Here is a 24,180-nt window from a genome sequence, read left to right as displayed (position 1 = left end):
CTCATGGTTCGAGGAGGCAGAAGCGTCAGACGGGAATTCAGCGCGTGATGCGCAGGGTGGCGAGCTGGAACGGGCCAAAGTGCAACGTGGCACCTTCGGCGTTCTGCCTACCGTCTTGCAGCGCGACTGGAAGGTCGGTGGCCAGATTGTCGCCTTCCAGCACATTGGTCTCATGCACCGAAGCGCCTGCGAGCGCCGGGCAGATGTGCAGCGTGGCATCGGCCTGGCCGCCGGCCGCCTCATAGGCACGTACGATCAGGTCGCCGGAACCATCATCGGCCAGCTTCATCCAGTCCAGCACCACGGTGCCGTTTGCTGACTCGATCGAGGCGAGCGGCGTGATATCGGGCACATCATGGAGTACCGGTGCGTTGAGCACACCGGCGGCGCCAAGCGCACGGTCCACCGTGGCGTCGGTCACCACGGACCAGTCGAACTCGTGCGAGCCGATATCGGTGCGCGGGTCGGGGAAGGTCGGCGCGGAGAGCAATGACAGTCGGAACATAGTGCCCGAGTCACAACCTTCGGCGGCATTCCCGGAGATCGGCGTGGCATCGGACCCGTACACCGATCCGTTGATGACGGCCGCCGCGTAACCGGCGTCGCCGATAAGGGCGAAGCGGTTCGTGCTGCTCTCATACTTGGCTTCGTCGGATGCGGTGTTTTTGACGATTGGGCGGCGGACCAGACCATACTGGCAGTCGTATGTTGCTTGGTCGGCCACGATACCCAGCGGCAGATCGACTTTGAGGAAGCGTTCACGTTCGTGCCAGTCAATGTCGGCGTGGAAATCGAGCGTGTGTGAACCGGGGCGCAGCGTGATGGTGGTGGTGATGACGGTGTCATCGTCGGCGGTACGCACGCGGACTCGTGCCGCACCGTTTTCGGTATCGACCGATTCGATTGATCCGGTCATGGCATTCGCCATGAGCAGGGATTCGCGTTCGATCTCCCAGGCATCCCAAACGGCGGGTTCGTCCCTCAACAGTTCGTATTGGCCCAATCGGGTGCCGGCCGGAACCAGTTCACGGCCATGCTCCTCGTCAAGCAGCGACGAGATTGTACCGTCGGCCTCGATGGTGACGGACAGTACGCCGTTGGCCAGCAGCACACGGCCGTTGTCCAATGTCTGGGTCAGTACGGAAAGCGCGTCGGTCGGTTCGTTGATGCGGTTGGCATGCCAAGACGCGCCGCCATTGCGGAACTGGCTGATGCGGGCCTCGGCGAGCAGGTCGGCCTGCGGGTTGGCCTTGCGCAGCACGGCGCACATGTCTTGGGCGATTTCGGCGAGACGCTTCAGGTCGCGGCGATAGTCCTCGCGGGCTTCGCGGTGCACCCATGCGATTGCCGAGCCGGGCAGGATGTCGTGGAACTGGTTCAGCAGCAGCGTCTTCCATATGCGGTCCAGCTCCTCGCGCGGGTAGACGTACTCCGGATCGGACAACACGGCGGCTGCGCCCAGGTATTCGACCGTGCGCAACAGCGATTCCTCTTGGCGGCAGCCGCGTTTCATGTCCTGTTGCGAGGTCAAGGTGCCACGGTGCAGTTCGAGATACAGCTCGCCCTTCCAGACGGGCATTTCTGGGCCGGCGTTCTCTGCAAGCTGCTGATGCGCCTTGTCGAAGAAGTCATTCGGCTCTTCGATGCTCACCTTGGAGACGCCTTCGAGGTTCTCGTAGCGGTGCAGGTGCTCCATCATGTTGCGCGTGGGGCCGCCACCGCCATCACCGAAACCGAAGAGCAGAAGCGAGCGGTCGGAGAGATCCTTGTCCTGGAAGTTCTTCTCGGCGTAGTCAAGTTCCTGAACCTTGCACCAAGCAGCATAGGTATCCGCCGGCGGGAAGTGGGTGAAGATGCGCGAGCCGTCGATGCCTTCCCACATGAACGAGTGGTGCGGGAACTTGGTGGTGTCGTTCCACGAGATCTTCTGCGTGAGGAACCATTCGTACCCGGCACGGCGGGCGATCTGTGGCCATGCGCCGGTGTAGCCGAAGCTGTCCGGCAGCCATACGCCCTTGGGTTCCACACCGAGATGTTCCTTGAAGTATTTGCGGCCATATGCAATCTGGCGGATCAGTGACTCACCGGCGGGCAACATGCCATCGGCTTCCACCCACATGCCGCCGACCGGGATGAACCGGCCTTCTTCAATGCGCCGCTTCATGCGCTTGAAGATGTCCGGATGATCCTCTTCCAGCCAGGCGTACTGCTGGGCGGAGCTCATCGCGTATTTGAAGTCGGGGTCGGCGTCCATCAGCGCCAATGCGTTGGATACGGTGCGGGCCACCTTGCGGCGGGTCTCGCGCACCGGCCACAGCCATGCGGAGTCGATATGCGCGTGGCCGATGGCGCTGACGTTCATGGCCGAGGCATTGGCCGGCTTGGCCAGTACGCCGGCGAGTGCTGCGCGCGCGGCTTCCACGGATTCGGGGTTGCGCTCGTCGTAGGCGTTCAGCGAACGCTGCAATGCTTTGGCGAGTTGCCAGTAGCGCGGCGACTGTTTGTCGGCGAATTCCATCAGGGAGCTCACCACGTCGAGATCGACGGAGTAGTTCTCGTAGCGTTCATCGAATTCGGCCAGATCGGCGGACTTGAATACGTACGGCTCGTCCGGCTTGCCGGTGGCATGGTCGCCCAGTTCGGTCTCAATGAACGGAGGCACGCCGAGCAGCAGCGGGTTGCTGGCGGCTTCGAGGTACAGGGTGAAGCTGCCGTCTTCGGCGACCGGCACTTGCGCGTTGCCCTCGGCATCCATGAACGGCACCCAATAGTTGAGCGGGTGTACGGCTTTGATGGCGGTGCCGTCGGCACGGTAGACGAGGCCCTCGATATGGCCGCCGCAGGAGTGCGGGTACCAGCCGAGGTCGAGGATGAGCTCCAGCGGCTTGCCTTTCGGGTAGCCGGCCGGCACGGTACCGGTCAGGCGGAACCAGACTGTGCCCCATGTGGTGCCCCATTCACCGCCGAGCGTAAACGGCTTGAAGTCGATGTCACCTCGATTGAGCTTCTCGAAGAACTCGTCAGTGGGCATCGGCTCTCCGGGAATGTCAAAGGACTCCACCACAAGCTGTGCGATCGATGGGTGGATATGAGGGTCCACGCGCTGGCGCACTATGCGCTTGCACCGCTCCAGTTGCTGTTCAGGTTTCAGGAACATCTGCTGTTCACTCCCCTTATCTCTGCCGCTTGTGCGGCCACATCATTGTGCTGCCCGTTCATGGGAAACATATCGACATGCGCCCTCGCCCGCAGAAGACTAAAGCGCTTTAGTAACATATTGGAGGGAACGGGATATGATGTCAAATTACTATCGCAATTCAGCGTGTTCCGTCAGGCATGTCATGCTCGGTGTCGATGACGATGGTCACCGGCCCGTCATTGACCAGTCCGACCCGCATATGCGCACCGAAACGACCTTCCTTCACCGGCACTCCCCCGGAGCGCAACGCCTCGTCGAACTTGATCCACATGAAATCGGCATGCTCGGGCCTGCCGGCCTTGATGAAGCTCGGGCGATTGCCCTTGTGCACGTCGGCGAACAGCGTGAACTGCGAGATGGAGAGAATCTCGCCGCCGATGTCCTGGATCGAACGGTTCATCTTGCCCTGCGCATCCTCGAACACCCTGAGATTCAGAATCTTATGGGCCAGCCAGGCGATCTGCTTGTCGCCGTCCTCATCGGTGACGCCCACCAGAATCATGAATCCCGGGCCAATCTGCTGCGGCTCGAACGTGGGATCCAGCGTGCCCAATTCATTGACCACGTCTACCGATGCTTCGGATACTCGTTGCACTACAACTCTCATGACTCCCTACAGTAGCAACTGCAGCAACAAAAAAGCGCCGTTCCCTTACGGAAACGACGCTTGTCTTGGTGGAGGCGCGGGGAATTGAACCCCGGTCCGATGACCGAGCCCACAGTCTTCTACGTGCGTAGTCTGCTGGCCAAGTTGGCGATTTTTCTGCCCCCATCGATGTCGCAGACAACTGATGGCGAGCATATCCGCAGTTAAAGTCCCGATGCAGCCCTGAGGCTCAACTGCATCAGCAAGTCTTCTAAACGACGCTCAACATCCTCCCAAAGACGAGGAGGAGTGAACGGAGCGGCTGCTCACTGGTTAATCCTGACTAAAAATCAGGCAGCGAGAGCGAACTCAGTGCGGTTAGATTTAGCACTTATTCTTTTGCCGGGGTCATCCACGAGCGGACCCGGCGTTCTCGGCACGCTTCCCTGCAGCGAACAGGTCACCGTCGAAACCGATCGCCCCCAATCTTGAGTTATCAAGCTTCCGGCTTTTCGGCCGGACTTTTCAGCATACACCCTATGGCGCTACTCGCGCAAATCGCCAGCAGCGAACATCGCCCCGGAACCAACGAAGCCAACGAAATCGCCGTCACTTGATGATGGGCTTCTGGGATGAGGAAACATCAATCTGATGTTTCCCGGCAAAGCCAGCCGTGCCAGCGGTGATGTTCTTGTCGATTTCCTCGACTTCCGCCAACTTCAGCTTCAGTTGCGAAGAGTCGCCCCAAATGATTACGCGGTCACCGTCGTTAAGCGTGGTAGTCACCGAATCCTGCGTCTCAGCGGTGACCTTGGTAATGGACTTACGCATCGATTCCGGCAACGCGCCCAGAATCGTCAGCGTCTCCTTCACCGAACGGTTCTTGAGACTGGCGTCTATATCCTTGACCTCGATCACCGGGATGCCATCCACGTTGGCGTTCTTCACCGAGTTCAACACACGCGCCTGGGAATCCACCGCGGTCAGGGTATCGCCTCTTTTCAGCATGGCCGCGGGCCGTTGCGCCTTGACTTCCACGCTCATCGACTTGGGGAACTGTTTGGAGACCTTGGCCTCGCTGACGCCGGGAATGGACTTGAGTTGCTCTGTGACCTCATGGGCGGAGACCAGGAACAACGACTTTCCAGCCTGCTTATCGGCGATGACATGGATGGTCTGCGCACTCACCCATTCGTTGGCACCGGATACGCCGATCTCGCTGGTTTCCAGACGAAACACCGACGAGAAAAGCAGCAGCCATGCCAGCCCCGCCACTACAGCCACACTGACGACCGCAATCAACACGCGTAACGCAACGACGCGCACGTTTGCACGCTTGCGTTCTTTGGCGCGTTCGGTGAAATTCACCACTTTCGGGCGTGATGCGACTCCTAGGGAGCCGGTGGTCTGATGCAGCGTTTCGGCAACGTAATCCTCGCTGTGCAACCGCCGTGCATCGACGAAGGCACCGGCCTGGCCCTTGGCTACCGTCACATCGTCGATGATCTCCGGCTCGTCGATCTCATGACCGGAAGACACGGACCGGGGAGCGCGAGACTTCGACGAGCGACCCGTGTTTCCGCGTGAACCGATGGTGCGCGGCTTGCGGGAGCTCCCAGACGAACGACGTGAGCCGTTGTCATTGCCCCCGGATCTGACCGTGCGCCCGGACATCACTCGCAGCTTTCCCGATGGGCCTCAAGTGCGGTGAGCAGCACCTGATCCATGTCGGTGATGTCGCCCGCGCCCACGGTGAAGATCACGTCGCCGTGGTGGGCGCGCATGGCCATCATCTTGGCGGCCAGGCACATATCCTCAACCGGCTGAATCCACGTGCCTGCGGAAGCATCCTTGAGTCCCGCAGCCGCGTCCACGATGGTGGAGGGGCTGATGTCCGGGAAATCGGCCTGCTTTTCACGGGCCGGGAAGATGCCGGTGATAATGACGTCATCGGCTTTGGCTAAGGATTTGGCGAACTGGTGCGCGAAGAACTTGGTGCGGGAGAACAGGTGTGGCTGGAAGATCACACGAATGGTCGAATCGGGGTACCGGCGTCGGGCCGCATCCAGCAGGGCCGCGATTTCGGTGGGATGATGGGCGTAATCGTCCACTACAGTGACCTGCTTGACCGTGCCGCGCACCTGGAAGCGGCGTGCCGCACCGAGGAATGTGCCGGCCGCCTTGGCCGCGTCTGCGGGGCTCACGCCCAGCAGCACGGCAGCGCTGATGGCGGCGGCCGCATTGCGCGCATTGTGCACGCCAGGAACCTTCAGGGCAACGCTCTGAGACACCGGCTCCCCCGCCGTCACCGCGGCCGGCAGATGCAGGGTGAGCTGTTCGACGCCGCTGCCAGCGGTCTCGCTTTCCGAAGCGATCCAGACATACGCGGCACCGCCCAAATCGGGCAGGGATTCACGCGCGGTAGTGCCGTAGGCAACGGTATGGGATTTCACGTCGGCGGGCAGGGCCTCCAGCACGGCAAGTCCGTCGGGGTCGTCGATACTGATGATCACGTGACCGGTGGCCCGGCCGGCGTGGGCAACGAACGCGGCACGGTAGTGGGCTTCGTCGCCGTAATGGTCGAGATGATCGGCTTCACAGTTGGTGATAATGGCGATGGTCGGATGGTATTTGGCGAAGCTGCCGTCCGATTCGTCGGCTTCGGCCACCAGGATGTCGCCTTTGCCCGCGTGTCCGCCGTCCAGCGTGGTTCCGTCCGGGCCTTGGATAAAGCCGCCGATGGCGTAGCTTGGATCGGCACCGGCGTTCACCAGAATGTGGGACAGCATGGAGCTGGTGGTGGTTTTGCCGTGCGCTCCGGCCACGGTGACGGCTCGTTTGCCGTTCATGAGCAGGGCGAGGATGTCACTGCGATGCACAATGCGCTTGCCCGCCGCGTGTGCTGCGACGATTTCCGGATTGTCCGGTTTGATGGCGCTGGAGTAGACCACGGTCTCGGCCTGGGCGACATTTTCGGCTCGCTGCCCGAATTCAACGGTGATGCCCAGCGTTTCAAGTCGGTCGGTTTTGGCGCTGTGTGCGCGATCGGAGCCGTCCACCGCGACTCCTTCGGCGTGCAGCATTTCGGCCAGAACGCTCATACCGGCACCGCCGATACCGATGAAATGGGTGGCGCCGAGATCCGCAGGGCGGGCCGCAGCATCGAATGAGGCATACGTAGGGTCAAGCACTATGGGCTGATCTTGAGACAATTCAAAACTCCTTTAGGGATTCCAGCACCCTATATTATGACCGTATCTCGTGCTGCGGAACGGAATTGGTCAGTATCGCGCACGGAATGATATCTGAATACTACTTGGATGGTTCGGCTAATTGCAGAACGTGCCGGGCCATGATTTCGGCAGCGTTTCTGATGCCGTATTCCCATGCCTTGCGGCCGAATTCGGCAAGTCGTTCGTGATCGGCGAGCAGATCGGGCACATGCTCATGCACCCACTGCGGGGTCAGGTCCTTGTCTGCGACCAGAAGGCCGCCGCCGGCGTTCACCACTGGCTCGGCGTTGAAACGCTGCTCGCCGTTGCCGATGGGCAGCGGCACGTAAATGGCCGGCAGGCCCAGTGCAGCCAGCTCGGATACCGATCCGGCTCCGGCACGGCAAATCACCAAGTCGGCACAGGCAAAGGCCAGATCGATTCGTTCCAGATATTCGGCGGTATGGTAGTCACCTTGTCCGGCCGATTCGGGGCCGATGCCGGTAAGCACGTCCGCGCCGGCCGAGGCCGTGACCAGTTCGCGTACTTCGCTGATTTTGCCTCGCCCGGTCAAGTGGATGATTTGTGCGTGGGCCAACAGGTCTGCGGCGGAGGAGGCGATGGCGCGGTTCAGGCTTTGCGCTCCCAGCGATCCGCCAGTGACCAGCACCAGCGGACGGTTCGGATCGACGCCAAGCTGCGCGGCCGATTCACGGCGTACGGCGGCACGGTCGTCACCGATGCGTTTGGTCAGGGAGGCGATGGCCGGGCGCAACGGCAGACCGACGCGCTCGACGTCGGCTCCGGCACGCGGTTTGAGACCGGTGCCCTCGTACACGGTACCGATGAAATCGGCCCAACGAGCGCCCAGTTTATTGGCCATGCCGGCACGCGCATTCTGCTCATGGATGGCAATCGGAATGCCCATCTTGTGTGCGGTGGCGTAGACGGGGGCGGAAGCATACCCGCCGAATCCGGCCACGACATCCGCATGCCGCGTTTCAAGAATGGAGCGCACCTTGGCGGTTTCTCGCTTCCATTTTGCCGGGAAGCGCAGCATGTACAGGTTAGGGCGACGCGGGAACGGCACTTTTTCGATGGTGTCGAGCTCGTAGCCGGCCTCCGGCACCAAATCCTTCTCCAAACCCACCGCAGTGCCGATGACGGTGACCTGTGCCGTGGGTTCGATGTCGCGAATCGCCCCGGCGACCGCGAGCAGCGGATTGACATGTCCGGCGGTACCGCCGCCAGCAAGAACGATATGTGGTGTGCCTTGATTCATGATTACCGAGTCTACTTACGCGCTCTGACGCGACTGTTTTATCTGCGGTTGAGAGCGCATAAGTCCCACAACCAGTCCGGCCGCCGTCAAGCACATAACCATGGATGAGCCGCCTGCGGAGACGAACGGCATAGGCACGCCCAATACCGGGAACACACCCACGACCACGCCGATGTTGACCATGGCCTGGCCCACGATCCAAATGGTGACGCACATCAGCACCATGGCAACATAACGATCGGTGACCTGCAATGCGATGACGATCATGCACCAGGCGAGAATCGCGAAGAACAGCAATACGATGGCGCAACCGACGAATCCGGTCTCCTCGCCGATGATCGCGAAAATGAAATCGTTATGGGCGGCCGGCAGGTAATTCCATTTCTCCCGCGAATTGCCGATGCCCAATCCCAGAAAACCTCCGGAGGCGATGGCGTACTTGGCGTGAATGGACTGGTAGCATACGCTCTGCGCGTCAGCGGCCGAGCAATCGCCATATGTGGCCAGAATACGACGCAAGCGGTTCGGGCTGGAAACCGCCAATGCACCGACCATAACCACCGCGCCCAATACGCCGACTCCCATCCATTTGCCGGGGAACCCGACGATCAGAAAGGCCACGCCTCCGATGAAGACCAGAATCATGGCCGTGCCGAGGTCCCTGCCGCCCATCACCAGTGCCACGCCTATCGCATACAGCGCCAACGGCGCGGCATATGCTTTGATTCCCTTCTTGTGGTACATCTTGCTGCAGGCATGCAACGACGAGGGAAGCCATATGCACATCGCGAACTTCATGAATTCGGCCGGCTGGATAGTGGTGAAGCCGAGGTCCAGCCAACCTCTGTTGCCGTAGACGTCGTGACCCAAAGGAGTAAAGGTCAGCGCCTGCAACAGGCAGGCACCCACCACAAAGAACACGCCGGTCCGTTTCCAGAACGTCACCGGCATCATCAATGCCACGAAGCCCAGCACCAAGCCGATCAGGCAAAACGCGCCCTGGTTCAGAAGCTGAAGGAACGGCGACTTGCCCAGTGCGGCCATGGTGACCGTGGAGCTGGAGAACACCATGATCAGGCCGAAGCATGTCAGCCCCACCACGGCCATGCGGAAGCCGTGGTAGCACCATAGCGGGTTGAGCAAGCTTCGCCAACCCGTGTAGTCGGCGATTTCGAGTGAGGGCTTGTCAGGGGCTCTGTATGCCTTACGCTTATGGGTATCAGTGGAGGCCATGCACCTCGCTCCACGTCTTGGCTGCGGCGGCGAATCGATTGCCTCGATCCGCATAGGACTTGAACTGGTCCATGGAGGCGCAGGCCGGAGCCATAAGCACGATGTCGCCGGCGGCGGCATACGTGCCGCAGGCTTCGACGGCACGGTCCATGACGGTATCGTTGTCTTCGGGATCGATGATGGTCACCGGGATGTCCGGAGCTTGGCTGGCAAACGCTTCGATCATCGGCTGCTGGTCTTTGCCGATGATGACGGCCGCTTTGATGGTGTGTGCCTGGTCCTTGACCAGGTCCTCGAATCGACTGCCTTTGGCCAGACCTCCGGCGATCCAGATCACAGACTTGGCCGGGAAGCTGGACAGCGAGGCGCGTGCCGCATGACCGTTGGTGGCTTTGGAATCGTCCACAAAACGAACAGAGCCGCCCTCGACTGCGGCCTCAGCCACGGTTTCGATGCGATGGCCGCCCGGCTTGAACGAGGTAAGCGCCTTCAGCGCGGTATCGCGATCAGCGCCAAGTCCCAGCACCAACGCCAATGCCGTCAATGCATCGGCCACCAGATGCGGGTACAGTGAGCCGTCCGGCTCTGCCAGATGCGTGAAATCGGTGATGGCGGCCAGTCTGACCGACTCTCCTACTGCGCCGCCGGCCACGCCGCTCCTGTCCACGATCCAGCCATCTTCAATGCCGATCTGGCCGGCCTGAGGGGCCTCGAGCGTGAATCCTACCTTGCGGCATCCTTCGGCAGTCTGAGCCTCGGCCGCCAGTTCGCTGACTTTGGCGTCCTGCGCATTGTAGACGATGGCGCGTTTGGCGTTGTGGAACACCTTGGATTTGTCGGCGGCGTAATTCTCGCGCCCGCCATGCCAGTCGAGGTGATCGTCGGCGATATTGGTGATCGCCGCGCAGTCAAGTGCCAGCGAATCGGTGAAGTGCAATTGGAAGGAGCTCAGTTCCACGCACAGTACGTCGTGCTGAGGATTGGTGGCGCAACGAGACAGGCTCATGCTCATGTCTCCGGAGGCGATATTGCCGGCGGTCGGCGCGTCGAGTCCGCAGGCGGTGAGCATTTCCGAGGTCATCTCGGTGGTGGAGGTTTTGCCGTTGGTGCCGGTGATGCCGATCCATGGAGCCGGAGTACCGGTGCGCTCGTTATTCACACGCAGCTGCCATGCGAATTCCACCTCGCTCATCACGGGGATGCCACGGCGTTGGGCTTCCAGCACGAACGGGGTGCGGGGGTTGAACACCGGGGACGACATGACGTAGTCCACATGGTCCCAGTCCACGTCATCAAAGGAGTGGAGATCGGCCTCGGGCTTCCTCTCGTCGACGCCAATCACGTGGGCACCGCGTTCCCTCAATACCTCCGCCAACGAGGTGCCGGACACCCCCAGTCCGGCGATCACCACTGTCTTATCCGCTACTTGCATTGTTCCTCCTGATATAGGAATTCCGTGGGTGAGCATAATCCACCCAGATTTCCGCTAGCTGAACAGCAGGCCGGAGCGGGTGACCCAGTCGCCGTAGAAAATCGTCAGGGCGAGCAGCACGAAGATGAGTTCGATCATCCAGAACCGCACCACCACCTTGGTTTCGGTCCAACCCTTCAGTTCGAAATGATGGTGAATCGGCGCCATTTTGAATACACGTTTGTGGGTCATCTTGAAGTACCCGACCTGGATGACGTCGCTCATGGCTTCCATGACGTACAGTCCGCCCAGAACCACCGCCAGGAATTCGGTGTGCGTGGCGATGGACAGGGCTGCGAACAGACCGCCCAAGGCCAGGGAACCGGTATCACCCATGAAAATCGATGCGGGGTTCGAGTTGTACCACAGGAAGCCGAAGCAGGCGACGGCCGCGCATACGGCGATGACGGTCAGATCGAGAGGATCGGACACGGCATAGGAATATCCGCCATGGCTGCCGCCCTTGATGTGGTAGCTTTCCCAGAATGCGATGACGCCAAAACCAGTGAAGGCGATCATCGACGAACCTGCCGCCAGACCGTCAAGTCCATCCGTCAGATTCACTGCGTTGGTCCATGCGGTCATCAGGAAGTTCACCCAGATGACGAACAGGATGATGGCTACGGCACGGCCGGCGAAGTCGAAGTTGAAGAACGGCTGTTCGATGAAGCTGATGCCTGCCTGCGCACTGGGGAATCCCGATTTGGTGGGAATCAGCAGCGCAAGTACCGCGTAGATGGTGGCGAAGATGAACTGGCCGATGAACTTGCCGCCCACCGATAGGCCTTCGTTCTGTTTCTTACGCACCTTGGCGAAGTCGTCGATAAAGCCCAGCAGACCCATCGACAGCATGGCGAACAGTACGAGCGCCGCGGACCAGGAGGGCACGTCGCCCGAACGCAGGTATCGGTACAGTGCGGAGGATGCCCAACCGAGCAGAATCGCGAAGTTGATGACCACGCCGCCCAACGTGGGGGTGCCGCGCTTGACCAGATGCGACTGCGGCCCATCCTGGCGGATGTACTGGCCATAGTGCAGCTTGTGGACCAGCCGAATCAGCAGCGGGGTGCCGACTAAGGTGACGATGAGCGACACCAGCATTCCAATGATCAGAGCAATCACGTGCAGCTTCTCTTTCTTGTCGGTTTCTTGGGGTGGTTATCAGGTCAGTTCTTTGCCCAGCGTTCAGCCAAAGCGCTCAGGCCTGACGCGTGCGATCCCTTGAGCAGTACCACAGCGTCGGGATGGTTGCGAGCCAAGTCGATGACCAGCTGTTCGGCCGCATCGATGTCGTGTACGCAATCCACCGACGCGGATTGGCTCTGACGGGCACCGTCCGCCAGAGCCTGTGCCAGTGCATCGAGATGTTGGTCTTGGGCGGAACCGACCGCGATGATCGCGTCGATGCCCAATTCGTCCGCATACGTGCCGATCGAGGTGTGCAATGCCGTTTCATCGGCGCCGAGTTCCAGCATGGCACCCAGCAGCGCCACGCGGAACGGCTCCTTGCCGTCATTTGAGTTCCAGGCCTTCAACCCGTTCAGGCCGGCTTTCATGGAGTCGGGATTGGCGTTGAAGGAATCATCGATCAGCGTGAAGGAAGTCCCCTCGCGATTCACCGTGGACAATGCCATGCGATGAGGGCTGATGGTGTGCTGCGAGGCCAGAATCCGTGCCACCGTTTCGGGTGCCATACCGTAACGCATCGCCACGGTTGCGGCGGCCAACGCGTTCATCACATTGTGACGTCCAGGAATGCCCAGATGCACCGGCGTATGGTTGCCGTCCGCATCGACCAACGTGAATTCAGCATGATCGGACCGGTCGGCAGTGACATCAATGGCCCGCACCTCGGGCTCCTGCGACGATCCCAAGCCGAACCACAGCACGTCGCCGTTGGCCAGGCCGGCCATGGGAACCACGTGTTCGTCATCGGCGTTCAGTACCGCGGTGCCTCCGGGAAGCAATCCCTGCACGATTTCGCTTTTCGCCTGTGCGATGCGTTCGCGGGAGCCGAATTCTCCAAGGTGAGCGACGCCGACCTTCAATACGATTGCCGTGTTCGGCGGTGCGATACGGGTCAGTCGCGCGATTTCGCCGATATGGCTGGCACCCATCTCAGCCACGAAGAACCGGGTGTGCTCATCGACCCGCAACGCAGTGAGCGGCAGGCCGATCTCATTGTTGAACGATCCCACCGGAGCCACGGTCGGACCTACGGTGGCAAGCAGGGAGGAGAGCAGATCCTTGGTGGTGGTCTTGCCCACCGAACCGGTCAATCCGATGATGTCGAAGTCGCCGTCCAGCTCGCGGCGGCGAACGATGTTGTATCGGGCGAGTTCGCCAAGGGCGTCGACCGTGTCTTTCACTACGATCTGCGGAAGGCCATCGGACTTCACCTCATGGTCGACGATGGCCACCGTGGCTCCCTGTCCAGCGGTTTTCGCCACAAAGTCATGCCCATCGACACGCTCGCCTCGGATGGCCACAAACACCGATCCGGGGCCGGCCTGCCGCGAGTCGCTGACCGTATTGGTGGCTCGAGACTCGGAACCGGCGTCTCCGATCAATCGACCATCGACGGCCTTGGCGATCTCCTCCACGCTCATCGGAACCATGGTGTTTCAAACTCCTTTACGATTACGCTTCGTCCCGTATCCACGGACTTAATTGAGATTATTGGCCACATGCAGGGCACTGCGTATGTTGTTTTTCCTCACGCCGGCGGCCAGCACCATGGCGATGGCCAAGGACATGTGCCCGAGTCGGACGCGGTCATACATTGCCGGTGAATCCGCAGCCATTTCATCCGATTCGGGTGTCGACGAGGTCATGGACATGTCATGTTCCGCAACGAATGCGTAGCGTGTCTTCAATTCGTTCAAGCTTGCGCTTGCGTTGACATCCTCCGTGCCCAGTACATCCACGTTCACCGATTCCAACGCATGCTCGGCCAACGTGCGGTCATCCATGGCGATGATCACGGCCGCCACACCGTCTTCGGCGCACACGGACAGCGCGCGCTGCATATCGAGGATGCCCAGAGGATAGTTCAGGTTCATGGTACGTGTCATCGACGTGGACCCGGATGCGGTGATTACCGCCACCGGATTGCCCAGCATGTGCAGGAATTCGGAGAGCTGGGACACGCCTGCGTCGACGGCCTGCTCATCCGCACCGGTCACCGCGAACACCGCCATGGCATTGGACGGTCCGCCGGCCAGACCGCTGGCCAGATCGCCGAGTACGCGATCGTCGAAATCGCCGTAGAGCAACGGTATATCGGCATTGGCGATCTGCCCTTTGGACGCGCGTGGCAGCAACGCCGCATAGGCACCGGCCTGTGCGGCATGCAGTACATCGGGTTCCTGCTCATGCGTGCAGATGAACAGCGAGCCGGGAATCACGGTGTCCACGGCATCGCTGAGTGAGGTAATGGTGACATTGGTGGCGAAGGGTGGATCGACTTCAAAACCGTACCGTTCGACCAGCATTCCCAGGGTCACCCGCTGGGCGATGGATTCGCTCACTGCACTCATGGGCTATCGCCTTTCTCCCCTGATCCTTACCACGTGACTGGAATAGCATTTTTGCGTGGACCGGAGACAGGCACCTCGTATTTCTGCATAAGGAACTCACAAATCTGTGCGGAAACAGGGCCGGCCGTCAGACCGCCGAACACACCATTCGGATCCTTCATCACCACGGTGACCGCATAGCGCGGGTTGTCCGCGGGAATCACCACGGAATAATCGGAGATAATGGACGAGAGCGTACCATCCGAGCCCTGCACCTCTGCGGTACCGGACTTGGCGGCCATGCGGTAACCATCGACCTTGACGAACTTGTTGTAGCCTTCCGCCACTGATTCCATCGCATTCATCATGTCCGATGCGACCTTTTCATCCACCACGCGGGCGGCTTCGCCCTTCTTGGTCTCAGTGGTCTTGCCATTGGCATCGGTGGTTGATTTGATGATCGACTGCTGCTGCTTGACACCCTTGTTCGCGATGGTGGCCACCACGTTGTTGAGCTGCAGGGCGTTGACGGTGTAGCCCTGACCAAACAGGATGGTGTTGCGCGTACGCAGATCCCACGCCGAAGGGTTGGTGAGCAGACCGCTCGATTCACCGGGCAGGTTCAGTCCGGTCGGTTGTCCGATGCCGAATTTGGTCAGGTACTCGTAGCGTTGCTCATCCGGATAGTTCTCCCCGGCCATAATCATGCCGACGTTCGATGAGTTCTGCAGAATGCCGGCGAGCGTCCAGCGCTCAGTGCCATGGTCGAATGAGTCCTTGTAGGTCTGGCCCTCCTGTGTGATGTGGTCCGGGACCGACAATTGATCGCTCATCTTATGCAGTCCCATCTGCAGATAGCCGGACATGGAGATGACCTTGCCCACCGAACCAGGCTCGAAGGTTTCGGACACGGCCCGAGACGGGCTCATCTTCGCCGCATCGGTACCAGCCTGTACTTCATCGCTATCGGCCAGTGCGAGAATCTCCCCGCTCTGGACATCCTGCACCACGGCGATCGCCCACGCTGCACCATACTTGGATTCGGCCTCCTTCAAGACCTTTTTGACATACCATTGCACATCACGGTCAATGGTCAGGGTGACATCGTCGCCATTTTTGGCCGCCACCGATTCGGTCATGGTGCCGGGAATCTCTTCGCCGCCATTACCACGCTGGTAGGTTTCATGGCCATCGGTTCCGGTAAGCGTCTTGTTCTCGACCTGCTCGATGCCGGCGACGCCATCGCCGTTGTCGTTCACGCCGCCAAGCAGCGCGCCCATGAGATCGCCATCCGCATACAGTCGTTCACTGCTCAGCTCACCCCAGACAATACCGCCCAGGTGCAACGACTCGATGCTGCGCTTGACCTGCGGAGTCACATCTTTCTTCAGAATCACATACTGCCCGGTACCGGACAGATCAGCGCCCAGTTCCATGGCGTTCATATCCAGGACTTTGGCCAGCAGTCGGCCCACGGCCGCCGCTCCGGTAGCGCCCACGGGTTTGCCGTCAATTTCGTGGCAGTAATCACGGGTGTTGTCATTGCAAGTAATCGGCTCGAACTCCTGTGCAGCCTCCGGATTGGCGACGATAGTATAACGCTCCACGCTTTGAGCGAGCACGGAGCCGTTGGCGTCGAGGATACGCCCACGCTTGGCGCTCAACGTCACGGTCAGGGTGCGGTTAGCCGTGGCCGCTTGTGCGGTTTGACGGCCGCCGATGAGCTGGGTGGAGGCCAGCTGAATCACGCATGCCGACGCCACCAACGCCAATGCGGCGCCGATGGCGATGCATTTGAACGCGAAGGTCTTGACCTTGGCGAACTCTACGATGCGACGAATGGTGTTCACTGGGTTCCGCCTTTGTTGGACTGGTATCCGCTTAAGTCGATGGACACTGACCCCTGCTGCGGGACCATGCCCATGTCGCTGGCCTTGTCGGGCAGGTTCGCGACCAATTGATCGAGTTTGGCCTGATCGTCTTCGACATCTTGGGTAAGTCTGTTGATGTTGGTTTCGATCTGTGCCGCCTCAAACGAGTTCTGCACCATCTGGGTACGCAGCATCAGCGCGCCGAACAAGGTGCCGACGAGGAAGATCACTGCGATGGCCACGTGCACCAGCGGTGCGCTTCTTGTTCTGGTCCATTCGATGACCCGTCCGACGACATTGCCCTGCTCGTTTCCACGCGGGTTGGAGACCACCCGCAGCTCAGGTCGGGAGGAGGACTGATGCTTGGTGTGCGGTCGGTTCGAGGCTGGAGCCGCGTTCGATCGAATGCTACGTGCAGTTGCCATATGCTGTTATCCCCTCCTTGTACGAATTCGTGCCGTGTTTTTGGCTCTGCCCGGAGACGCGGAGCCTTGTATCTTGACGTCATTCAGGCCCTGCGCGGTTTGCGTAAAGCGTTTCCTCCATCGTGACGGAATCTCACGGCTGACTTCCACCGCCCGCAACCGCACCGAAGCCGATCTCGGGTTGGCTGCGATTTCATGTTCGTCGGCCTTGATGGCACCTCGCGTGAGATCCGTGAAAAACGGTTGGGCATCCGGCGGTATGACAGGCAGGCCAGCCGGAACATCCACTCGCAGCCCTTGTGCCATGAACGATTTGACGGTTTTGTCTTCGAGCGAATGATAGGACTCCACCACCAGTCGTCCCCCGACATGCAGTCGGTTCGCGGCCTGCGGCAATGTGGAGGCGAGCTTGTCCAATTCGCCGTTGACTTCAATGCGCAACGCCTGGAAGACGCGTTTGGCGGGATTGCCCGCCGGGCGGTGGGCTTGCGGCACCACTTCATCGACCAGACGGTTGAGCTGTGCGGTGGTGGTAAACGGCTCCTTGTCTCGACGCGCCACGATGGCGCGGGCGATCTGACGCGAGAAACGCTCTTCACCGTATTCCTTGAATATGCGGACCAGTTCCGCCGCATCATAGGTGGCAAGAATCCGTTCGGCCGTCAACGGCTGGCTGACGTCCATGCGCATATCCAGCGGCGCATCATGCGAATAGGAGAAGCCACGATCGGTTTCGTCGATCTGCAGGCTGGATAATCCCAGATCCATGAATACGGCGTCCACGCGTTCGATGTCTTGGTCCGCCAACACCTGATCGAGCTGATCGAAGGCGGCATGCACCGGAATGAATCGATCGGCGAGCCCCTCCCGTTCCATACGTTCGGTGGCCAGCCCCAGCGCTTCACTGTCACGGTCAATGCCGATGAGCCGAGCCTGAGGCGCGGCCTTGAGGAAGGCGATGGAATGGCCGGCAAGGCCCAGGGTGCAATCCACTGCGATGGCGTTCTCATGTTCCAGGGCAGGTGCCATCAGGTTCACGCAATCGTCAAGCAATACCGGCAGATGAATATTCGCCACATCAACCATCAGAATTCCACCTCCGGCAACACATCGTCAGCAATATCGGAATATCCCTCTTCCTTCTCGGCGAGGTAGGACTCCCACGTGTCCTTATTCCACAGTTCGGCACGGGTGCCAACGCCGATCACCACGACGTCGGAACCCAGATTGGCGTAATCGCGCAGCATCTGCGGCACCAGCACGCGGCCCTGCTTGTCCGGCTGCTGGTCGACGGCACCGGAAAGGAACACACGCAGGTATTCGCGGGCGGCTTTGTTTCCCACCGACACACGCTGAATCTGCGAGGCGATACGTCGAAATTCGTCGAACGGCAGCAGGTACACGCACCGTTCCTGGCCTCGGGCCATGACCAGGCCCTGCCCCAGCTGGGAGCGGAATTTGGCCGGAAGCGCCATACGGCCCTTGGCATCGATCTTCGGCGTATATGTGCCGAGAAGCAATGGCGGCAGACCAGCCATGAGATCGGCCATAGTGGTGGAGCCTTGTGCGTTGGCATCAGCGTCGCGAATCGTCTGATCGGCAACCATGGCTCCACCTCCTTCATCGTTACGTGGGATACACTTCGGCCAACTGGCTCACCACTCTACCCCACGATTCCCCATTTCTCCCCACTCATGCACGATTTGCTCACCCTTTTAGGGCAATTACCGATGGATTGCGCGTGTCGGCCACGACTGTCGCACGAATGGACGCTCCGCACATCTAATCCACGTCGCGCACCCCACCGACCGAGCAGCATGGTGAATTCACGCTGAATTCACCTATTCCGGGTTGTCCGCATCACTGACGTAGGGGGTGTGCGGTAAATTTGAATGCCTTAAGTTTTTCTGCCCCACGGAAATGGAACGAAGAGAACAGCATGTCGAGTTACGCCTCCCAGCTGCATGAAGAGCAGCAGGCCGTCGATCGCGCCTATGGACGATTGGATGATCTGCGAGCCGAAATGTGGCAACGCCTGGACACCGTACGCGCCGCCGGCTCCCACGGATCCCCCACGCAACGCAGCGAACGAGACTCCTTTGCCGCAATGTACGAAAACCGCCTCACGCAATTGCGCAGCGTTGAGGATCGGCTGGTGTTTGGCCGCCTCGATGCCAAGAACGGCGACCGTCATTACATCGGCCGCATCGGCCTGTCGAGCCCGGACCATGAGCCGATTCTGACCGACTGGCGTGCCGAAGCCGCACGTCCTTTCTATGAGGCGACCCCTTCCAATCACGGCGACATCGTGATGCGCAGGCATATCACCTTGAGTTTCCGCGAAGTCGTGGGCGTTGAGGATGAGGTGCTCGACGTGCATTCAGACCAGGTCGGCCAAGCGTCTTCCGCCGGCACATTGACCGGCGAGGGTGCGCTGCTGGCTTCGTTGAGCTCACGCCGCACCGGCAAGATGACCGATATCGTGGCCACCATTCAGGCCGAGCAGGACCGCATCATCCGCTCCGACATGAATCGCGCCGTGGTGGTGCAGGGCGGCCCCGGCACCGGCAAGACGGCCGTGGCGCTCCATCGCGCCGCCTACCTGCTGTACACGCACCGGCGCACGCTGGAACGTTCCGGCGTGCTGGTTGTTGGCCCCAGCTCGGCGTTCCTGCACTACATCGATCAGGTGCTACCCTCCTTGGGCGAGACCGGCGTGGTCTCACGCACCATCAGCGATCTGATTCCCGGCATCACCGCCACGGCGGTCGACTCCCCTTATGCAGCCAAGCTCAAGGGCGATCGACGCATGACCTCCGTAGTGGCCAATGCCATCGCCGCACGCGTGCGTGTTCCCGCTGCTCTGCCGACAGTAACCATTAGCGGCATTCAGGTACCAATGCTGGCCACTGATATCGAGCAGGCGCAGGCGGACGCGAAGCGCACCCGACAACCTCATAACAAGGCCCGCGAGACCTTTATCCGTTCGATGCTGACCAGCATGCAGAACCGTTATGCCGAACAGCTTGATTACACGCCGGATCAGGCGGAGCTGAACCGCGCGATGTCGCTGCTACGTATGAACGAGCAGGTTCGCAAGACCCTGAACCTGTGCTGGCTGCCGATGACCGCCCCATGGCTCATCGATCAGCTGTTCGCCCATCCCGAACGTCTGAAGTCTCTGGCTGGTTGGCTGACCGACAACGACATCGCGGCACTTGCCCGCCCCAAAGGCTCCCCGTTGACCCGCTCCGATATTCCGCTGCTCGACGAAGCAATGGATATGCTGGGCCCCGATCCCAAGGCGGTGGCCCGCCAGTCCGCCGCCGACGCACGTCGTGCCGCCGAAGAGCAGTATGCCAAAGACACTCTGGCCGCGACCGGTCTGGGTGGAGGCATCGTCTCCAGTCAGATGCTGCTCGACCAGATGAACGGGGACGACGCTGAGCTGACCGCGCAGCGGGCCGCGGCCGACCGTGAATGGACCTACGGGCACATCGTGGTCGATGAAGCGCAGGAATTGACCGCCATGGACTGGCGTATGTTGATCCGCCGTTGCCCCTCCCGCTCGTTCACCATCGTGGGCGATGTGGCGCAGACTTCGGCGCTGGGTGGCACCCGACGCTGGAGCAAATCGATGAACCGCCTGTTCGGCGAAAGCCACTGGGATTTGAACGAGTTGACCATCAACTACCGTAATCCGCAGGAAGTTTCCGAACTTGCCTCACGATTTGCTGAGGAGGAAGGCCTCTACATCTCCACGGTCAATGCGGTGCGCACCATCCCCGATTCGGTGTCCCGCAATGTGGTGCCCGACATGTCGTCCTTGCTGGAAACGACGGCCGAACAGGCGGCGCAGCTTGCCGAACAATTCGTTTCGGCAGACGGCACCGGCCGCATCGCCGTCATCTGTCCGGATAATCTCATCGCCCCGGTGCGCGATGCCGTGCGCCGCAAACTGGCTGTCATTCTTGACCCGGCCGAATACGCAAGGCTCATCGAGCAGCCCGAATGGGATGAGCAAATCAGCGTCTGCGGCACTGAAACGGTCAAGGGTCTGGAGTTCGATGCCGTCGTGGTGGTCGAGCCCGGTCTCATCGAGGATGACGCGCCGAGCCGCCTGGTCGCCGCCTCGGACCTGTACGTGGCAATGACCAGGCCGACCCAGAAACTGGTTATAGTTCGGACAAAAGCGGACGAAAAGTCCCCGAACATCTAAGGTATGAAGCATGCCCAAAGCACTGTTATTGGAAAACATTCACCCCGATGCGGCCAAATCGCTGCGTGATCACGGTTTCGAAGTCGAGACCATGAAGGGAGCCCTGAGCGAGGACGAACTCATCGATGCGCTGGATGGCGTGGACTTGGTGGGCGTACGCTCCAAGACCAACGTCACAGCCCGCGTGCTGGATGCGCGTCCTACGCTAAGCGCCATCGGCTGCTTCTGCATCGGCACCAATCAGGTCGATCTGGCACATGCCGGCAAGCGTGGCATCGCCGTGTTCAACGCTCCCTACTCCAACACCCGTTCCGTGGTGGAATTGGTGATCTGCGACATCATCTGCTTGATGCGCCGCATTCCCGCACACACACATCACATCAAGCATGGCCTTTGGGACAAGTCCGCTTCCGGCTCGCATGAAGTGCGCGGCAAGACCCTCGGCATCATCGGCTACGGCAACATCGGCTCCCAGCTGTCGGTACTGGCCGAGGCCCTCGGCATGCGCGTGGTGTTCTACGACATTGAGGAGAAACTGGCCCTGGGCAACGCCCGCCGTTGCGACACCCTCAACGAACTGCTGGAACAGTCCGATGCCGTGACCCTGCACGTGGATGGCCGCAAGTCGAACACCGGCTTCTTCGGCGAAGACCAATTCGCCCACATGAAGCAGGACGCGATTTTCATTAACCTTTCGCGCGGTTTCGTCGCCGATCTGGGAGCTCTGAAGCAGCACCTCGATTCCGGCCATCTGTCTGGCGCGGCGGTCGACGTGTTCCCCGTTGAGCCGAAGAAGAGCGGAGATCCGTTCGAGACCTCACTGGCCAATGAAGACAATATGATTCTGACTCCTCATATTGGCGGCTCCACCTTGGAAGCTCAGGAATCCATCGGCCATTTCGTCTCTCAGCGTCTTGAGGATTACTGGTTCAAGGGTTCTACCTCCTTGTCCGTGAACCTACCGCAGATCAACCTCGGTGAGTGCAAGGGTGTGTGCCGTATCGCCCATCTGCACGACAATCTTCCTGGTGTGCTGGCTCATGTCAATCATGTGCTCGGCGAGGAGAACATCAACGTTTCCTTCCAGTCGCTGGCAACCGAAGGCGAACTTGGCTATGTGGTCACCGACGTGGCTCAGAAGCCCAGCGCCGCCACGCTTGAAGCACTGCGCAACATCGAAGGCACCATTCGCATGCGTGTCATCAGCTGACGCAGCTCATCCTCGATTGATATGAAAGAGACCCGTCATCATGACGGGTCTCTTTCATAAGTGCTGGGCTTCATGATTGGCTCGCACCATGGTTTGCGAATCACTCGCATATCACGGTGCATGGCATTCGCATATTATTCACGCAAACCATCAATGGCGCTTTGGAAATCCTCCAGACCTGCAAAGTTCTGGTACACACTCGCGAATCGAAGGTACGCCACCACATCCAAGTCACGCAACGGTTTCAGGATGGCTTTGCCCACTTCATCTGAGGTGACTTCAGCAAGGCCTCGGGAGCGAAGATCCTCTTCGACTTTCTGTCCCAGCAGCTTCAGATCCTCTTCTCTGACCGGCCGCCCCTGACAAGCTTTGCGTACGCCGGAAATCACTTTGTCTCTACTGAATGGCTCCACGCCACCCGAACGTTTAGTGACCAGCAGCATACTGGTTTCCACCGTGGTAAAACGCTTACTGCATTTCGGGCATACGCGACGCCGACGGATGGAATGACCGTCATCGCTAATGCGCGTATCAATGACTTTGGTGTCGGGGTTCTGGCAAAAAGGACAATGCATGCTCCCCAGAATAACGTGTACGGGCGGAAAAACCATGCCGCTCGGGTTTCATTTACTCAACCGGAACAATAATGCGCTGCCCGGCCTGCAATGATCCGGACTCAAGATTGTTCAACGCAATCAGCTCATCCACCGTTTCCGATACATCATGACCAGCAGGCGTGATAGCCGAAGCATATGACCAAAGCGTATCCCCCGGCCGCACGATATAACTGGTCACCTGCGTGGCCCCCGTATCCGATTGGGCCCGCTGAGCGGTAAGCGCGCCGAAACCACACCAGGCCAGCGCCAAGGCGACCATCACTGCGATAATCTTCCCACGCACATTCCGGCGGGACGTTCCAGCATGCTGCATAGCTACACGTGCGCTACGGGCCGGGGCCATCACCATTGAACCAGTCATCACGACCACCTCTCTCGAACAGATGTTCTATCGAACAACTGTTCTTATAATGGCACAAACGTTCGACACGGTCAAGTCGAAACTCGAACAGATGTTTGATTTCACACGAACAACACGTTATGCTGGTGACATAACGAAAGGAGCCCTGACGTGAGCACCATTCCCTTCTCCCCCAAGCAGAAGCCGGACGAGTCCACCCTGACCGACCGCCAGCGCAAAGTGTTGGACGCCATTCGCACGCATATCGACGAACAAGGCTTCGCTCCCTCTTTCCGGGAAATCGGAAATGCCGCCGGGCTCAAAAGTCCGTCTTCGGTCAAGCATCAGCTACAAGTTTTGGAAGACAAGGGCTTCATCCGCATGAACGCGAACAAGGGTCGCGCCATCGAGGTGGTGGCAGGATCCGCCCCGAATGCCGAAAAGCCCTCCCAAGCCAGCGAAGAGGCAACCAGCACCAGTAATGTGGCGGAGATATACCAATTCCCCGCCGAAGCCATTGCCGAATCACACGATGTGCCGCTCGTTGGCCGTATTGCCGCCGGTGTGCCAATTACCGCCGAACAGCATGTGGACGACGTCATGCGTCTGCCGGAACGGCTGACCGGCTCCGGCACCCTGTTCATGCTGGAAGTCCACGGCGATTCCATGGTGGATGCCGCTATCTGCGATGGCGACTATGTGGTGGTGCGCGAACAGAATTCCGCCGTCAACGGAGATATCGTCGCCGCTCTGCTGGACGACGAGGCCACGGTGAAGACCTTCCGCAAGGAAAACGGCCATGTCTGGCTGATGCCGCACAACCCCGCATACTCGCCCATCGACGGCACACATGCCACGATTATGGGCAAGGTGGTCACCGTGCTGCGCAAATTGTAGCCTGTTCGCCACCAGCTGATCAGCGTGCACCGAATCGCGCTGGTCGTGCTATAGTCACGCACAGCTTACGAAACCCCGGCCTCGCGCCGGGGTTTCGTCG

The 24,180-nt window shown here is 60.1% G+C and carries 19 protein-coding genes and 1 other RNA gene; 3 read left to right on the top strand and 17 right to left on the bottom strand.

What is annotated here, in order from left to right:
- Positions 1-37 precede the first annotated feature (37 nt).
- The 15 genes from AB5287_RS04050 to mraZ form a co-directional block, all read right to left on the bottom strand.
- The gene (locus tag AB5287_RS04050) at positions 38-3,157 is read right to left on the bottom strand and encodes an alpha-mannosidase (RefSeq protein ID WP_007058508.1); all 3,120 of its coding nucleotides are present in this window, start codon (positions 3,155-3,157) and stop codon (positions 38-40) included.
- A gap of 160 nt (positions 3,158-3,317) precedes the next feature.
- Positions 3,318-3,806, bottom strand: coding sequence for a D-aminoacyl-tRNA deacylase (dtd, locus tag AB5287_RS04045; protein WP_032738948.1), 489 nt, complete (start codon positions 3,804-3,806; stop codon positions 3,318-3,320).
- 66 nt (positions 3,807-3,872) lie between these two features.
- Positions 3,873-4,269: a transfer-messenger RNA gene (gene ssrA / locus AB5287_RS04040) on the bottom strand.
- Positions 4,270-4,394: 125 nt separating this feature from the next.
- Complete coding sequence (locus tag AB5287_RS04035) at positions 4,395-5,324, bottom strand: cell division protein FtsQ/DivIB (protein ID WP_007052552.1); 930 nt, start codon at positions 5,322-5,324, stop codon at positions 4,395-4,397.
- Positions 5,325-5,458: 134 nt separating this feature from the next.
- Positions 5,459-6,997: a UDP-N-acetylmuramate--L-alanine ligase gene (murC, locus tag AB5287_RS04030; protein ID WP_007054402.1), complete on the bottom strand. Its 1,539-nt coding sequence runs from the start codon at positions 6,995-6,997 to the stop codon at positions 5,459-5,461.
- Between the two features lie 100 nt (positions 6,998-7,097).
- Positions 7,098-8,279 carry a glycosyltransferase gene (locus AB5287_RS04025; protein ID WP_007052550.1) on the bottom strand — a complete coding sequence of 394 codons (1,182 nt, stop codon included), beginning with the start codon at positions 8,277-8,279 and terminating at the stop codon, positions 7,098-7,100.
- A gap of 15 nt (positions 8,280-8,294) precedes the next feature.
- Complete coding sequence (ftsW, locus tag AB5287_RS04020; protein WP_032684951.1) at positions 8,295-9,512, bottom strand: putative lipid II flippase FtsW; 1,218 nt, start codon at positions 9,510-9,512, stop codon at positions 8,295-8,297.
- A complete protein-coding gene (gene murD / locus AB5287_RS04015; RefSeq protein WP_023658460.1) occupies positions 9,499-10,944 on the bottom strand; it encodes a UDP-N-acetylmuramoyl-L-alanine--D-glutamate ligase in 1,446 nt (481 codons plus the stop codon). Before murD ends, ftsW begins: the two co-directional genes overlap by 14 nt.
- A 54-nt stretch (positions 10,945-10,998) precedes the next feature.
- Positions 10,999-12,105 (bottom strand): phospho-N-acetylmuramoyl-pentapeptide-transferase, encoded by a 1,107-nt coding sequence (gene mraY / locus AB5287_RS04010; RefSeq protein ID WP_007056651.1) that lies wholly within the window; start codon positions 12,103-12,105, stop codon positions 10,999-11,001.
- Between the two features lie 44 nt (positions 12,106-12,149).
- Positions 12,150-13,601 carry a UDP-N-acetylmuramoyl-tripeptide--D-alanyl-D-alanine ligase gene (gene murF, locus AB5287_RS04005; RefSeq protein WP_007054398.1) on the bottom strand — a complete coding sequence of 484 codons (1,452 nt, stop codon included), beginning with the start codon at positions 13,599-13,601 and terminating at the stop codon, positions 12,150-12,152.
- Between the two features lie 48 nt (positions 13,602-13,649).
- Positions 13,650-14,522, bottom strand: a complete 873-nt coding sequence (locus tag AB5287_RS04000; protein WP_007054397.1) for a hypothetical protein — start codon at positions 14,520-14,522, stop codon at positions 13,650-13,652.
- Between the two features lie 26 nt (positions 14,523-14,548).
- Positions 14,549-16,351 (bottom strand): peptidoglycan D,D-transpeptidase FtsI family protein, encoded by a 1,803-nt coding sequence (locus AB5287_RS03995; protein WP_368220711.1) that lies wholly within the window; start codon positions 16,349-16,351, stop codon positions 14,549-14,551.
- A complete protein-coding gene (locus AB5287_RS03990; protein ID WP_032736087.1) occupies positions 16,348-16,797 on the bottom strand; it encodes a hypothetical protein in 450 nt (149 codons plus the stop codon). The genes AB5287_RS03995 and AB5287_RS03990 overlap by 4 nt, the downstream gene beginning before the upstream one ends.
- Positions 16,798-16,803: 6 nt before the next feature.
- On the bottom strand, positions 16,804-17,883 hold the full coding sequence (gene rsmH / locus AB5287_RS03985; protein WP_007052542.1) for a 16S rRNA (cytosine(1402)-N(4))-methyltransferase RsmH: 1,080 nt from the start codon (positions 17,881-17,883) through the stop codon (positions 16,804-16,806).
- Entirely contained in the window at positions 17,883-18,404 is a 522-nt protein-coding gene (gene mraZ, locus AB5287_RS03980) for a division/cell wall cluster transcriptional repressor MraZ (RefSeq protein WP_007052541.1), read from the bottom strand. The genes rsmH and mraZ overlap by 1 nt, the downstream gene beginning before the upstream one ends.
- Before the next feature lie 332 nt (positions 18,405-18,736).
- On the opposite strand from mraZ, the gene AB5287_RS03975 reads away from it, so the two are divergent.
- Positions 18,737-21,016 carry an AAA family ATPase gene (locus tag AB5287_RS03975; RefSeq protein WP_368220709.1) on the top strand — a complete coding sequence of 760 codons (2,280 nt, stop codon included), beginning with the start codon at positions 18,737-18,739 and terminating at the stop codon, positions 21,014-21,016.
- A gap of 10 nt (positions 21,017-21,026) precedes the next feature.
- On the top strand, positions 21,027-22,226 hold the full coding sequence (gene serA / locus AB5287_RS03970; protein WP_059280633.1) for a phosphoglycerate dehydrogenase: 1,200 nt from the start codon (positions 21,027-21,029) through the stop codon (positions 22,224-22,226).
- Between the two features lie 134 nt (positions 22,227-22,360).
- Here serA and nrdR read toward each other — a convergent pair whose 3' ends face one another.
- Positions 22,361-22,801: a transcriptional regulator NrdR gene (gene nrdR, locus AB5287_RS03965; RefSeq protein WP_007056380.1), complete on the bottom strand. Its 441-nt coding sequence runs from the start codon at positions 22,799-22,801 to the stop codon at positions 22,361-22,363.
- Positions 22,802-22,853: 52 nt separating this feature from the next.
- Entirely contained in the window at positions 22,854-23,204 is a 351-nt protein-coding gene (locus tag AB5287_RS03960; RefSeq protein ID WP_032682533.1) for a LysM peptidoglycan-binding domain-containing protein, read from the bottom strand.
- Between the two features lie 150 nt (positions 23,205-23,354).
- Between AB5287_RS03960 and lexA the strand changes: the two genes are divergently transcribed.
- Positions 23,355-24,080, top strand: a complete 726-nt coding sequence (gene lexA, locus AB5287_RS03955; protein WP_007052535.1) for a transcriptional repressor LexA — start codon at positions 23,355-23,357, stop codon at positions 24,078-24,080.
- The last annotated feature ends 100 nt before the right edge of the window (positions 24,081-24,180 follow it).

This window comes from Bifidobacterium sp. RTP21102st3_E2_RTP21102_210122, from assembly GCF_040916945.1.
In the GTDB taxonomy this organism is placed as follows: domain Bacteria; phylum Actinomycetota; class Actinomycetes; order Actinomycetales; family Bifidobacteriaceae; genus Bifidobacterium; species Bifidobacterium longum.
Note: the sequence above shows the minus strand (reverse complement) of the source record. Positions and strands in the feature narration are given on the sequence as shown.

What these genes read in the sequence shown, in the direction of transcription:
- murF (WP_007054398.1), bottom strand. Translation starts at nt 13,601, where the DNA reads ATGGTTCCGATGAGCGTGGAGGAGATCGCCAAGGCCGTCGATGGTCGA.
- AB5287_RS03960 (WP_032682533.1), bottom strand. Translation starts at nt 23,204, where the DNA reads ATGACTGGTTCAATGGTGATGGCCCCGGCCCGTAGCGCACGTGTAGCT.
- ftsW (WP_032684951.1), bottom strand. Translation starts at nt 9,512, where the DNA reads ATGGCCTCCACTGATACCCATAAGCGTAAGGCATACAGAGCCCCTGAC.
- AB5287_RS04000 (WP_007054397.1), bottom strand. Translation starts at nt 14,522, where the DNA reads ATGAGTGCAGTGAGCGAATCCATCGCCCAGCGGGTGACCCTGGGAATG.
- murD (WP_023658460.1), bottom strand. Translation starts at nt 10,944, where the DNA reads ATGCAAGTAGCGGATAAGACAGTGGTGATCGCCGGACTGGGGGTGTCC.
- serA (WP_059280633.1), top strand. Translation starts at nt 21,027, where the DNA reads ATGCCCAAAGCACTGTTATTGGAAAACATTCACCCCGATGCGGCCAAA.
- AB5287_RS03975 (WP_368220709.1), top strand. Translation starts at nt 18,737, where the DNA reads ATGTCGAGTTACGCCTCCCAGCTGCATGAAGAGCAGCAGGCCGTCGAT.
- AB5287_RS04025 (WP_007052550.1), bottom strand. Translation starts at nt 8,279, where the DNA reads ATGAATCAAGGCACACCACATATCGTTCTTGCTGGCGGCGGTACCGCC.
- nrdR (WP_007056380.1), bottom strand. Translation starts at nt 22,801, where the DNA reads ATGCATTGTCCTTTTTGCCAGAACCCCGACACCAAAGTCATTGATACG.
- AB5287_RS04050 (WP_007058508.1), bottom strand. Translation starts at nt 3,157, where the DNA reads ATGTTCCTGAAACCTGAACAGCAACTGGAGCGGTGCAAGCGCATAGTG.
- dtd (WP_032738948.1), bottom strand. Translation starts at nt 3,806, where the DNA reads ATGAGAGTTGTAGTGCAACGAGTATCCGAAGCATCGGTAGACGTGGTC.
- AB5287_RS03990 (WP_032736087.1), bottom strand. Translation starts at nt 16,797, where the DNA reads ATGGCAACTGCACGTAGCATTCGATCGAACGCGGCTCCAGCCTCGAAC.
- rsmH (WP_007052542.1), bottom strand. Translation starts at nt 17,883, where the DNA reads ATGGTTGATGTGGCGAATATTCATCTGCCGGTATTGCTTGACGATTGC.
- mraZ (WP_007052541.1), bottom strand. Translation starts at nt 18,404, where the DNA reads ATGGTTGCCGATCAGACGATTCGCGACGCTGATGCCAACGCACAAGGC.